Annotated in this window: 8 protein-coding genes and 1 tRNA gene; 5 read left to right on the top strand and 4 right to left on the bottom strand. The window is 55.1% G+C overall.

Features of this window, described 5'->3' with window-relative positions; all coding sequences use genetic code 11:
• Window positions 1-9 precede the first annotated feature (9 nt).
• Window positions 10-1071: a murein transglycosylase A gene (mltA, locus tag L975_RS12980; RefSeq protein WP_047709010.1), complete on the bottom strand. Its 1062-nt coding sequence runs from the start codon at window positions 1069-1071 to the stop codon at window positions 10-12.
• Between the two features lie 440 nt (window positions 1072-1511).
• Here mltA and L975_RS12975 point away from each other — a divergent pair.
• The 4 genes from L975_RS12975 (at window position 1512) to L975_RS12960 (ending at window position 4558) form a co-directional block, all read left to right on the top strand.
• A tRNA-Met gene (locus tag L975_RS12975) sits at window positions 1512-1588 on the top strand.
• 635 nt (window positions 1589-2223) lie between these two features.
• Window positions 2224-2955: a nucleoside recognition domain-containing protein gene (locus L975_RS12970; RefSeq protein WP_010864430.1), complete on the top strand. Its 732-nt coding sequence runs from the start codon at window positions 2224-2226 to the stop codon at window positions 2953-2955.
• 11 nt (window positions 2956-2966) lie between these two features.
• Window positions 2967-3428 carry a YjiG family protein gene (locus L975_RS12965; RefSeq protein ID WP_010864431.1) on the top strand — a complete coding sequence of 154 codons (462 nt, stop codon included), beginning with the start codon at window positions 2967-2969 and terminating at the stop codon, window positions 3426-3428.
• Between the two features lie 17 nt (window positions 3429-3445).
• Window positions 3446-4558 carry a M20 family metallopeptidase gene (locus tag L975_RS12960; RefSeq protein WP_218185601.1) on the top strand — a complete coding sequence of 371 codons (1113 nt, stop codon included), beginning with the start codon at window positions 3446-3448 and terminating at the stop codon, window positions 4556-4558.
• A gap of 400 nt (window positions 4559-4958) precedes the next feature.
• Here the strand turns inward: L975_RS12960 and L975_RS18210 are convergent, their stop codons facing one another.
• On the bottom strand, window positions 4959-5177 hold the full coding sequence (locus L975_RS18210) for a hypothetical protein (protein WP_133240532.1): 219 nt from the start codon (window positions 5175-5177) through the stop codon (window positions 4959-4961).
• A gap of 383 nt (window positions 5178-5560) precedes the next feature.
• Here L975_RS18210 and argA point away from each other — a divergent pair, with 383 nt between their 5' ends.
• Complete coding sequence (gene argA, locus L975_RS12955) at window positions 5561-6895, top strand: amino-acid N-acetyltransferase (RefSeq protein ID WP_036769944.1); 1335 nt, start codon at window positions 5561-5563, stop codon at window positions 6893-6895.
• A 142-nt stretch (window positions 6896-7037) separates the two neighbouring features.
• Here argA and recD read toward each other — a convergent pair whose 3' ends face one another.
• Entirely contained in the window at window positions 7038-8975 is a 1938-nt protein-coding gene (recD, locus tag L975_RS12950) for an exodeoxyribonuclease V subunit alpha (protein WP_047708970.1), read from the bottom strand.
• An 11-nt stretch (window positions 8976-8986) separates the two neighbouring features.
• A complete protein-coding gene (gene recB, locus L975_RS12945; protein WP_047708969.1) occupies window positions 8987-12844 on the bottom strand; it encodes an exodeoxyribonuclease V subunit beta in 3858 nt (1285 codons plus the stop codon).
• Between the last annotated feature and the right edge of the window lie 95 nt (window positions 12845-12939).

Below are 12939 nucleotides of genomic sequence, written 5' to 3'. Positions count from 1 at the left end.
GGCACAGGCTTATAAGCGCCCATCGGCGGGCGATTTCAGCACCCATACCCGGCCAAAATGTTGATAGAAACCGGCTTCTTTCCCAGCATCATCACCGACACCGTGGTAAATATCAAAGTGGTTACCTTTGACGGCGCCGCCCACATCCAGCGCCAGCATCAAACGCATCTCATGTTTGCCGGTAAAACGCCCCTGTCCATCCAACAACGGCACTTCGGCCAGCAATACGCTGCCCGGCGGAATTAAACTCTTGTCACCGGCCACCGAGGCCTTGGCCACCAGAGGAATACCACTGGCACCCACCACCGGCGCGGCAGCGCGCGGCTCAAAATAGACATAAGACTGGTTTTGCTCAAACAGCTCTTGCACCTGCTGCGGCGTGTGTGTATTGGCCCACTTGCGGATCGCATCCAGTGACATCTGCTCGCGTGGCACTTCGCCGCGCTCAATCAGCACACGACCAATACTGGTATAAGCATACCCGTTTTTCCCGGCATAACCGAAGTAAGCCAGCGGCTCACCATTGCCAAAATCCACATAACCGCTGCCTTGCACTTCCATCATGAAGTTATCCAGCATTGAGGCGCTGTAGGCCAACTCCAAGCCTTTGCCCTGTAAGGCACCGTTATAAATTTCGGCGCGGGTAAAGCGAGCATTGCCTTTAGGCAGGGCATACAGCGGGTAACGGTATACCGCATCTGGCTTATGGCGCGCTTGCAATACTGGTGTGTAATACCCAGTAAATAGCACGTTGCCTTGATTATCGCCCCCCGCCATCAGGTAAGGTTGCAAGCCAAATTGCGCTAATTTGCGCGGATCTGCCCCTGCATCGAGCCAACGGTAAATATCGGCATAGGTGTGTTGCTGGCGAAAGTGCAGTGACGGCGAACCGAATTTCACATTTTCAACCTGCTGGGAAAATTCATTCTGGTTTTGCGGCAGCAAACGGCTGTTCACCTGTGCCACCGGTTTCAATGGCTGGGTAATTTCGCCATCTTTATATTGCTGACCGCGATCTGTCGGTGGCGCTTTCGGGGCGCAGCCCGCCAAGGCCAGCAACAGGCACGCCATCAGTCCAATCCCGCAGCGCGATGGGCGCAACGAATAGGTGGCGCGGGCCACTGTTGCCTCGGCAGAGGCGGTGAAACGGGCAAATACAGGTCGCACGTCAGACTCCCTTCTTTTATAACTGGATAGCGGTAATACCGGTGAACACCGGAAAATCGGCGAAAAATAGCAAACGGCGACGCAGAAAGAAATCACTTTCTGTGATCAGTGCTGGATTATCGGTACGGGATATTTACACCACTATCATGCGCCATTTGGAAACGCTCGCCAAGACACTAGGCAGTGACAACTGATTGCACTAAGCCAGCAGCCCAGCGAGCAGCGTCTTCCCTATTTTGTGGCCTGAATCAGGTTTTAACGTGGCTTTGTCGCAAAAAAACGAATTTTCGTCACATAAAAAGCTTGCATTCCCGCGGCTGGAGCGTATTATGCACTGCATCGGACGCGGGGTGGAGCAGCTTGGTAGCTCGTCGGGCTCATAACCCGAAGGTCGTTGGTTCAAATCCAGCCCCCGCAACCAATTCTTCTGACTGTTTCGGGTCAGAAAGCAAAAGCCACCGTAAGGTGGTTTTTTTGTACCTAAATTTCAGTCACGTCCATAGTTACCTCTCTACGTTCCTGCTCTATCTTTCCTCCCTACTCTCTAATTCCTACTTAGATGATTTCCTCGTCTTCGCTTTCTTTGTTTTTTTCACTCTCTTTGTTTTTTCGCCTTCTTGAGTGCGTGCTACTGGCATTCACTTTTTGTACCGCGGTGCACGAGAGCCAAGAGCGGGCAGTAAAAAATTCTGCGATAAAATTCTGCTAACTGCCCATATTGCCGAATCAAAGTGACAGCTTCCTTATCGAAAAACATGACTATGTGCGCGATCCCTTGTCTCCTGTGGATTACATGGCAGAATTCCACACTATGCCAACATGGCGTAAACATATAACTCCACAAAAATAAACACAGGCAGAGGCATATATCTTATATGTGGGATTAAAAAGCATGACGTAGTTAAAATTTACAATTGGTCATACTTTTTCAATTTACAAAACTTGATCCATATCAATTTTTATCTCCCCGCCATCCCTATGCTGCCCGCATGAGCCGAATAAATGACTGTTCGCATATTTAACCTGGTTAACAGCCCAGAGCTTTGGAGAATGCCCATGAGTACACCCACCGATCAGAATAAACCCGTCCGCTGGGGCGCCTATGTAGCGCTGGCCTTTGCCCTGATTTTCTTCTCCGGCGCGATGAAAAGCACCGGCTGGCAAGGTGTGTTTGACTTCACCACCCTGAACGGTACCTTCGGTAAACTGGTCAGCGGCGTGAAACAAACTGGCGATGCCATCACCACCTCTACCTCCACCCTGCGCGGTGCAGGCGGTGACGGTGCGATGGAAGGTTTCCTGTTTGCCTTTGGTCTGATCCCAACCGTAATGTTCGCGCTGGGTGTGATTAACGTACTGGAGCACTACGGTGCGCTGGATGCCGCACGTAAGCTGCTGTCTCCGCTGCTGCGCCCACTGATGGGGATCTCCGGTAACACCGGTCTGGCCATGATTGGCAGCCTGCAAAGTACTGACGTAGGTGCTTCTCTGACCCGTGCACTGGCCGATGACAAACAAATCACTGAACGTGAAAAAGACGTTTTCACGATGTTCCAGTTCTCTGCTGGCGCAATGTTGGTGAACTTCTTCTCCTCCGGTGCGGTGCTGTTCACCCTGGTGGGTAGCGATGGCAACTTGGCCGTTCCTGCATCTATCGGTACCTGTGTGGCGGTGATGTTCGTGATGAAGATTGTCGGCGCTAACCTGTTCCGCATTTACCTGAAAGCGACTGAAGGTAAAGGCGATTCCGAATCTGACACCACCAAGCCTGCCCAGACTAACGCCTAAGGAGCATCCTGATGACTACTCAAACTAAACCAATGATCACGGATATCTTTGTTGCCGGTGCGCGTAAAGGTTGGAACATTGCAACTACCAGCACCGTACCCAATATCCTGATGGCTTTTGTTATCATCAAGGTGCTGAAAATCTCTGGTGCGCTGGATCTGATGGCCGGTGTATTTGAACCTGTGATGGCGCTGTTCGGCCTGCCAGGTGAAGCAGCGGCTGTGCTGCTGGGCGGCTGGATGTCAATGGGCGGCGGTGTTGGTGTGGCAGTGAGCCTGTTCACTGATGGCATCCTGACCGGTGAGCATCTGGCCATTCTGGCTCCGGCTATCTACCTGATGGGCTCCCAAGTGCAATACGCGGGTCGTATTCTGGGCGTAATCGGCACCCGTGCCAAACTGATCCCTGTCATGATCGGTATTTCCGTACTGAATGCCTTCGGTGCGATGTTACTGATGCGTGTGATTATCTAAATCGAGGTGTATTGGATATGCAACTGAACGCTTATCTGGAAGAACTGAAACCGCTGATCAATATCGACTGCGGCACCAGCACGGTAGAAGGCGTAGCCGCCGTTGCTGAGATGATGGCACAGAAATACCGTGACTTGAACTGGCACACCGAAGTGGTTGATCTGGGCGCGAAAGCCGGCCCTGGCGTGTTGGCCACTAACCAGCCAAACCCAGACCATTTTGATGTGCTGCTGATCGGGCACATGGATACCGTATTCCCTGTAGGAACCGCGGCTGAGCGTCCAATGAGCACCGATGCCGAGCGTGCTTACGGCCCGGGCGTATCTGACATGAAAGCCGGTCTACTGAACATTCTGTGGGCACTGCGTCATCTGGATCAAGAGACGCTGCAGCGTCTGTCCATTGGCGTGCTGATGAACCCAGACGAAGAGATTGGCTCCATCCACTCTCACGAATGGATCGAATCGGTCGCGAAGAAAGCCAAGAAAGTGCTGGTAGCCGAAGCCGCCCGTGCGGATGGTTCTCTGGTTAAAGCCCGTAAAGGGATGGCACGCTACAAGATCACTTTCCACGGTAAAGCGGCGCACGCCGGTAACGAGCCAGAAAATGGCCGCTCGGCCATCAGCGAGATGGCGCACTGGATCTTGGCTATCAATGCGATGACCAACTTTGAATCCGGCACCACCTTGAACGTCGGGATCGTCAAAGGCGGTAACGGCGCCAACATCGTGCCAGATCACGCTGAATTGCTGGTCGACGTACGTTTCTGGGACAACGCGGAATACCACGAAGTCCACGCCAAATTGACCGCTCAGCAAGAGCAAGCGTTCATCGACGGCGTACGTATCACGCTGGAGCGCGAAGCGCACAAACCGGCGATGACCCCGTCAGCAGAGACCGAAGAGCTGATGGCTCTGGTTGAGCGTTGCGGCGCAGAAGAAGGTATCGAGATCACGTGGAAAGCTGTCGGCGGTGGCTCTGATGCTAACCTGACAGCAGCGCTGGGGATCCCGTCACTGGATGGCTTAGGCCCAATCGGCGCCGGCTTCCACAGTCCAGATGAGTATCTGGTGCTGGACAGCATCCTGCCACGCGTACGCCTGTTACAGCGCGTTCTGCGTAGCCTGTAAGGCAAAGCTAGGCTGACTAACGGCTCCTCGTGAGCCGTTTTTTTGTGGTGCGTTTTTTACAGCGTGCCTTTCTCAGCACCTCGGTTTAGCTATACCCAAACAACTTGGGTTTCTTATTTGTCCACGCCCTCTTGCCCACGCCTCTTCCCCTCACGTCGAGCACTGCACACGCTCATCTCATGCACGAATAATCATGCAATAGCACGGGTAGACAAAACAGACAATGAGATACAAATCACATTTTCATGTATTACGTTTTTGATTACTTAAAAATCAACAAGTTAAAATGGTAAGCAAATCTTTCAGTTCGTTACTGATTACGATACAGTCGAATAGGACACAATGAACGCTATTAAGCAATGGTGATAACGATGTTGAGGTTAAGGTTATGATGATTATTTCAGGTATTATGTTTGTTCTGGCTATTGGGCTGCTCGGCAGCTACGTGGTAATTACCCAGCGCCTGCTGCGCCAGTGGAAGATGCTGCCAACCAAACAGGAATATCTGAAAGCCCATCCGGGCTGCGAACTCTTCAGCAAGATAAAATGCAACCATTGTCATAGCCGGAAAATACATCACTTCGGCGTCGACCGGGCGTACTCCTTCCGTCGTCAGCATGTGTGCACCAGTTGCGATAGCGTGCTGTACCGTAGCGAGTCATTCCAGTTCCCGGGTTTAGACGGCATCTTTAGCATGCCGAATCGGAATTCGTCACACTGATTCCACTGCGCGTCCCCTGTCGCAACAGCGTGGGGACGCGTAAAATCCGCTCTTCCCTCCATGCCTTACCGCGCATCCTGCTACTACTCATCTCACGTAAAGCATTTGTTACTGCTCACGCATTATTTCTAAGTGCGCCTAGCGCTTTCGCGCCGACTTTTTAGACACAAATGTTAAATTTCTTTCCGCGTATTGCAAATCCGCCCCGTTAAGAATAAAAAAGCAAAATAAGGGAATATTTATTCAATAATGTATTTTTTTGCGCACACGAGGACGCCCCATTGAAAGAACGCAGCATGGAGCTGGTACACGGCTTTCGTCAGTCTGCCCCGTATGTGAATGCACACCGGGGTAAAATCTTTGTCATCATGCTCGATGGCGAAGTGGTAGAGCACGCCAATTACAAAAACATTATCAGCGATCTGGGTCTGATGCACAGCCTCGGCATCAAGCTGGTAATTGTGTATGGCGCGCGACGCCAGATTGACCTGCTGCATGAACAGCACGCCTATCCATGCCGCTATCACAAACACACTCGAGTTACCGACAGCCGCTGCTTGGAGCTGGTCAAACAGGCCGCCGGTCAGCTGCAACTGGATCTGACGGCGCGTTTATCGATGAGTCTGTCTAACACCCCGATGGCCGGTGCGCACCTGAACGTGGTCAGTGGCAACTTTGTGATTGCCCAGCCGCTGGGGGTAGATGATGGCATTGATTACTGCCACAGTGGCCGCATTCGCCGGATTGATGTCGAAGGTATTCGCCGTCAGCTCAACAGTGGCAGCGTGGTGCTGCTGGGGCCGGTGGCGGTATCGGTCACCGGTGAGAGCTTCAATCTGACGTCGGAAGAGATTGCCACCCAACTGGCGATTAAATTGGAAGCCGACAAAATGCTGGGCTTTTGCGCCGAGCAAGGGGTGATGGAGCCGGACGATCCACAAAGCGTGATCTCCGAGTTATTCCCCAGCGAAGCACAGCAGTTGATCCAGCAGCAAGAGGCGCTCGGCAACTACCACTCGGCCACGATCCGTTTTCTGCGTGCCGCGGTCACCGCCTGTCGCGCGGGGGTCAAACGCTGCCATTTGCTGAGCTACGTGGAAGATGGCGCGCTGTTGCAAGAGCTGTTTTCTCGCGATGGGATCGGTACCCAGATCGTGATGGAGAGCGCCGAGCAAGTCCGCTCGGCCACCATTGATGATATTGGTGGGATCTTGGGATTAATTCGTCCGCTGGAAGAGCAAGGGATCTTGGTGCGTCGCTCTCGTGAGCAGCTAGAGATGGAGATCAGTCAGTTCACGCTGGTCGAGCGCGATGGTTTGGTGATCGCCTGTGCCGCGCTCTACCCGTTCCCTGAAGAGGAGATGGGCGAGATGGCATGCGTAGCCGTGCATCCCGAATACCGCAACTCCTCGCGCGGCGAAGTGCTGCTCGAACGGGTGATGGCGCAAGCTAAACGGATGGGGCTGAAGCAGTTGTTTGTGCTGACCACCCGCAGCATCCACTGGTTCCAAGAGCGGGGCTTTTCACCGGCCGGAGTTGAAGTGCTGCCTGAGCGTAAGCAGGCGCTGTATAACTATCAGCGTAAATCGAAAATTCTGATCACTGACGTGGTCTAACGCATGCCCAGCGCCCGTTTGCGCTATTCGCGACAAACGGGCGCTGAGTGAGCCTTATCTTTATCCTTTTTTTTTATACGGATACCACTTGCGTAGTCAATCCGGCAGGCTACATGGCAATCGCCATGCGTGCGCCACGAGCTCAATAGCCGCGCTGTAAACGGGCAGCAAAACCACTGTGGCGCAAGGTGCGCGTTTGTACTGCTCGGCGTAACACCTGCGCCTGTGCATACAGTGACAATTGCTGTTTAGCACGGGTAATCGCGGTGTACACCAACTCTCGCGTCAACAGCGGCGTATAGCGCGGCGGTAACACCAGCAGAGTATGGGCAAACTCCGAGCCTTGCGATTTGTGCACCGTCATCGCATACACCGTTTCGTGCGCCGGTAAGCGACTCGTCAGATAGGCGCGCACACTGCCATCGGGCATTTCAAACCACACCCGCAGTCGTCGCGTCCCTTCACGATCATAGTCTTCCAGCGTGATCCCGATATCCCCGTTAAACAGCCCCAAGGCGCTATCATTTTGCATGATCATCACCGGTCGCCCCGGATACCAGCGGCTTTGCTCATCGCGCCGGATCAAGCCCGCCTGCTCTAAGGCTTGTTCAATGCGCTGATTCAGGCCACTGACCCCAAACGGTCCTTCGCGCAGCGCGCACAATAACTGAAACTGGGCAAAATGATGCAAAATAGCGCGCACCGCCGACTCATCCAGCACACTGCCCTCTGGGGAGGCCTCCAGCAAAGAGCGCACCGCCGACAAATAGGGGCGATAACCACTCACGCACTGGCGTAGCAATTGCGGGTATTCTTGCGCAGTCCACGTCTGCTCGTTCAACGCGCAATAATGCAAATCGGCACTGCTGGCGCTATTGCTCAATAATGCCTCTACCGCCTCTGCATCGCCTACGTTTACTGCACTGGCCAGCAGCCCAATGCCAGAGCCGGCGGCAAAGCGATAGCTTTTACGTAGCAGACAAATCTGATCGCGCAGCGCCTCGCCGCGCGGCTGCACATAGGCCGATAAATCACTGCCGGTGAGCGCGCCAAGGCGTTCGGCTTGCGCGGGGCTATAGCCTTGCTGCGTAAGCTGACAGATATCGCCTAAAATCGCTCCCGCTTCTACCGAGGCTAACTGATCGCGATCGCCCAATAAAATCAAACGCGCATGCGCCGGCAAAGCTTCGACCAAGCGCGCCATCAAAGACACATCCACCATCGAGGCTTCATCCACCACCAGCAGATCCAGATGCAGACGGTTATCACGATGATAGCGAAAACGACTGCTGTTCGGCTGCGCCCCCAGCAAACGGTGCAGGGTGCCCGCCTCCGCCGGAATACGCTCACGGATCGCCTCCGGCACCGGCAAACTGGCGCGCGCGGCGCTGATTGACTCACTTAAGCGCGCCGCGGCTTTACCGGTCGGCGCCACGAGTTTGATCCGCAATTTGTGCTCACCGGCTTGCAGCAATAACGCCGCCAACATCCGAGTCACGGTAGTGGTTTTACCGGTACCGGGGCCGCCGGAGATCACGGCCATACTGCTGGTACACGCCAGCGCAGCTGCGGTTTTCTGCCAATCGACTTCCGGTGTCTGCGGTTCGGTACGCACAAACAGGGTATCGAGCATACTGCGTAATGGCGCGCTCGGTGTCTGTTGCTGCAACAGGGCGCTTTGCTGCACGCTGCGTTGCAAGAAAGCGATGATCTGCCCTTCGTCCTGCCACAAGCGGTGCAAATAGAGATAATCGCCATCCAAGACCAGTGGCGTTGGCTGAGAGCCATCCCCGATGGCAGGACAAGAACGCAGTAACGCAGGCCACTGCGCAAGTGGCAGCAGCCCGATGGCTTGCCATAGATGTTGAGTGTCACGCAAACCAAATAAACGCTGCGGATGCAAGCGGCGCAAATCCAGACAAATATGCCCGCTACCGGCTGCAAAACTGGTCATCGCCGCAACTAAAGCCAGTAATGGGCCTTGCGGTGCAGGTAAGTCGGCCGCCAGATAGCGTGCAAATTGATAATCCAATGGCCGGATCACCTGCTTGGCCACCAGCGCCTGTAATTCTTGTAGCATCTGCGCTCTCCTTATTCGCCAACGACAGCGGCGTCACTCGACGCGGCAAACAGTTGATCCAATTCGTTAATCAGCTGCACATCTGGGCGACAATGGAACACGCCGTTCGCGCCATGTTGCTCATCACCGTTAGAATCCGCCCCTTGCATGCCACGTAAAAACAGGTAATACACACCACCGATATGACGCTCATAGTCGTAATCCGGCACGCGCGTTTTCAAATAGCGGTGCAGTGCCAAGGTGTACAGCTGATATTGCAAGTCATAGCGGTGATCGAGCATGGCGCGCGCCAACGCATCTGGGGCGTAATCAGCCGCCGTATCGCCCAAATAGTTGGACTTATAATCGAGCACATAAAAGCGCCCCTGCCAGCGAAACACCAAGTCGATAAAGCCTTTGAGCATGCCTTGCACGCTGGCAAACTCCAGTCGCTGCGGCGCTTGGCGCGTGAGCGGATCGTAGCGCCGACACAGGCTATCTAGCCGCGCAGCGTGCAGTGGAGAGTCAATCGGCAGGTAAAACTCCAACTCCACACGTCGATCTTGTGGCCCGATTTGATTGAGGGTTAACGCCTCACCATCGAGCGGGGTCGATAGCACCTGCGTCAACCAATGCTGCAATACCGGCTGCCATTGAGCGTCCAGCCCGTGGGCGTCGCTCATCAGCGCCAACGGCGCAGACCACGTATCCGGAGCAGTGAACTCCAAGGTTTCAAACAAGCTGTGCAAAAACGTCCCTGGGCGAGCGCCGCGCGGGAAGGTAAACGGCGAGTATTCGATTTCTGGCGCCTCTGGCTCGGTTGGCTCAGCGGGATCGATTGACGCAAATGCGTTGGAATCTGCATCTGACGTGAGCTTGCCTGCCCAGCCACTTTCTTTATCACTAGCGTTATCACTGGAGCTATCAACGGCACTATCAATGGCACTATCAATGGCGAGCGTACCGAGCCACTCGGCGGCCATATCAGCCTCGGCAACCGCCAACGCAGTGCTATTTTCTGGGCTCACCACCGACTCTGCCGCGAGCGTCGCCGCACTGACAGGTTGCTCGCCGGCGGCGTCCTGATCAAAATGCGGTAGCCAGTCCACCGCTTCTTGGTGACGACTTAAGTGCGAGTAGCTGGTGATCCACCAGTTACGGTCGATATGACCGGTAAACTGCGCAGCGGCTAAGGTCGGCGCGCTTTCGCGCACCGGTGGCATAAATTGCGCCGCCTCAGGCAAACCGGCAAGCGCCACATTACCGCCCCCCACCTCACACAGATAGCTGCAACAGCTATCCAGCAAGGCGGCATCACCGGCTTCGCCGCGTTGCAGCAAATAGCCAAACGCGCTTTGGTGTACATCGGTGCTGTCGCGCTTGCCGTTCCCCACCGTCAGCGCCGCCACCCCCACTTGGCAGTGATAAATCGCGCGGGTCAGCGCAACGTAAATCAGACGGATATCTTCGGCCAAGCGCTCATATTCGGCGCGCTCCGCCGCGAGCGGATCGCCGGTTAAATCCAGCACCGGCTGTAAGCTGTCATCGTGGTACAAACTGCCATCGGCTTTACGAAAACTGCAAGCAAAGGGCAACCATACCAGACCGTATTCCAAGCCTTTGGATTTATGGATGGTGACGATTTTGACCAGATGGGCATCGCTTTCCAAACGCAGTTGCTGCTCCTCGCTACCGTAAGCCGGCTCAGCCAGTTGCAGCGCGAACCAGCGCAGAAGTGCATGCTCACTATCTAACTCGGCGGCCGCTTCTTGCAGCAACTCGCCCAAATGCAGCACGTTGGTCAACCGGCGCTCACCGTCAGCGCCCGCTAACAGCGTTTCCGCCAATTCGCGCTCGCGCAGTACCAGATGCAGCATCGGCAATACGCCTTGGCGCTGCCAGCAGCGGCGATACATTTCGAACTCCGCGACCACCTTTTCCCAGCGCTCTTCATCTTGGTTGAGCGCATCTAATTGGGCGGCACTCAGCCCCAGTAAGCTACTGGCCAGAGCCGCGCGCAGTAAACGCTCTTGTCCCGGTTGTAAACAGGCTTGCAGTAAGTGCAGCAAATCGGTGGCTTCCGCCGTACCAAATACGCTATCGCGGTTTGACAGATATACCGAGGCAACACCACGCGCGCTCAGAGCTTGTCGCACTAAGGCCGCTTCACGGCCAGTACGCACCAGCACGGCAATATCTTGCGCCTGTACTGGCCGCGATTGATCACCGCGCACAATCTGCCCGCGCCCTTCGGCACCGGCTTGTAGCCAACCGGCGATGGAATCGGCGCACGCCGCCGCCATCTGCTGTTGGTAATCGCCGCTGTTACAGCGCTCCCCCGGCAAACGACACAACGTGAGCGCCGGTTGCACTTGCTGCTCGAGCGTGAAATGCAACCCACTGGCCGCCGGCGATGCTTGTACCGGCGAAAATGGGATATCGGCGCGGAACAAAAATGGATCTGGCGAGAGGCTAAACAGGCGATTGACCGCATCCACCATCCCCGCGGACGAGCGCCAGTTGGTGTCTAGCGTATAGTGGGCACTTACATTGCGACGCGCCTCGATGTAGGTAAAGATATCCGCGCCACGAAACGCATAGATAGCCTGCTTCGGGTCACCAATCATCAATAAACCGGTATCGCTGCGCCCGCCATACAGAGTATGGAAAATGTGGTACTGCTGCGGATCGGTGTCCTGAAATTCATCAATCATCGCCAACGGATAACGCTGACGGATAGCCTCAGCCAGCACAGGACCACTTTCTTGCTGCAGCGCCTGCGACAAGCGCGTCAGCAAGTCATCAAACGACATCTCTCCGCGCTCAAGTTTATGCCGCTGCATCGCGCCGCGTAGCTCAGCGATAGCCTGCGCCAGCACGATATCACGCAAAGTAAGTGTTTGCTCACACAGCTGCTCAACCTGGTCAAATAAGGCTAGCGACGGGCATTCGCCTTTTTTCGTCGCCTCATGCAACCGCGACTGCGCAAAGCGTGCCAGCGAGTCAGGATAGCGATAATCACGAGTCGGCTGCATCGCCCATGCGGTGATTTCACCCACCCACTTGCTCACCCAATCGCCACGATACTTGTTCTTGGCAATTCCAGAGCCGGCAATCAGCGCCTCAATCTCACCCGCATTCGCCAGCCAAGCCTGCTTAAGTGCATCAAGCTGCGCGACAATTTGCTGATGGCGCGCCGCCAGATCGGTATCCTCGCCATGCCGATGAATGCGCGGTGCCGGTCCACTTAAGTAACGCACCACCTCATGTTGCAGCACTTCGGGTGAAGCCCACTCTTGGCTGATCACCGCCGCCATATCGCGCGATAGCGGATAAAAATGACGTCGCCAAAAGTCCGTGACCACCTGCCGCACCAAGCTTTGCTCATCGGTCACCAAGGTTTGCTCAAACAAACTGCCGGACTCAAAGGCATTTTGCGTCAGCATCCGTTGGCAAAAACCGTGGATGGTGTAGATAGCCGCCTCATCCATCTGCCGCTCTGCCGCCAGCAAAGTCTGCGCCGCCTCACAGCAATCGGCGGGAGCGATATCCATCATCTGTGCCAACAACGGATCTTTTTTCCCTTTCTCCGCTAGCAACAGGTCTCGCAGCGCTGGCTGCTGCACCATTTGCATCAATAGCAAACGTCCTTCACGAATACGCGCGCGGATCCGCTCACGCAGCTCACCGGTTGCCGCCTCGGTAAAGGTCACCACCAAGATTTCATCCACCCGTAGCGGACGCGTAAAGGCGGCTTCGCCGCCCAATCCGAGCAACAAGCGTAAATAGAGCGCCGCAATGGTATAGGTTTTCCCAGTACCGGCGGACGCTTCAATCAGGCGTTCGCCATATAAGGGCAGGCTAAGCGGATTCAGAGGTTGCGCAGTCATGCTAGATTCCTGTCTGACGGCGAGATAAAAAAGACTTCAATGTGAGCAGGTTATGATACCAGTGAGACCGGTGATTAGGCCAAACGGATTCGGCA

It is taken from the genome of Plesiomonas sp. ZOR0011, from assembly GCF_000800945.1.
In the GTDB taxonomy this organism is placed as follows: Bacteria; Pseudomonadota; Gammaproteobacteria; order Enterobacterales; family CAMTGL01; genus Plesiomonas; species Plesiomonas shigelloides.
The sequence above is the reverse complement of the archived record's forward strand: the minus strand, read 5'-3'. Positions and strand labels throughout refer to the sequence as shown.

Excerpts from the sequence above, each read along its gene's own strand:
- mltA (WP_047709010.1), bottom strand. The coding sequence starts at position 1,071 with ATGGCGTGCCTGTTGCTGGCCTTGGCGGGCTGCGCCCCGAAAGCGCCA.
- L975_RS12970 (WP_010864430.1), top strand. The coding sequence starts at position 2,224 with ATGAGTACACCCACCGATCAGAATAAACCCGTCCGCTGGGGCGCCTAT.
- L975_RS12965 (WP_010864431.1), top strand. The coding sequence starts at position 2,967 with ATGACTACTCAAACTAAACCAATGATCACGGATATCTTTGTTGCCGGT.
- L975_RS12960 (WP_218185601.1), top strand. The coding sequence starts at position 3,446 with ATGCAACTGAACGCTTATCTGGAAGAACTGAAACCGCTGATCAATATC.
- L975_RS18210 (WP_133240532.1), bottom strand. The coding sequence starts at position 5,177 with ATGCTGACGACGGAAGGAGTACGCCCGGTCGACGCCGAAGTGATGTAT.
- recD (WP_047708970.1), bottom strand. The coding sequence starts at position 8,975 with ATGCTACAAGAATTACAGGCGCTGGTGGCCAAGCAGGTGATCCGGCCA.
- recB (WP_047708969.1), bottom strand. The coding sequence starts at position 12,844 with ATGACTGCGCAACCTCTGAATCCGCTTAGCCTGCCCTTATATGGCGAA.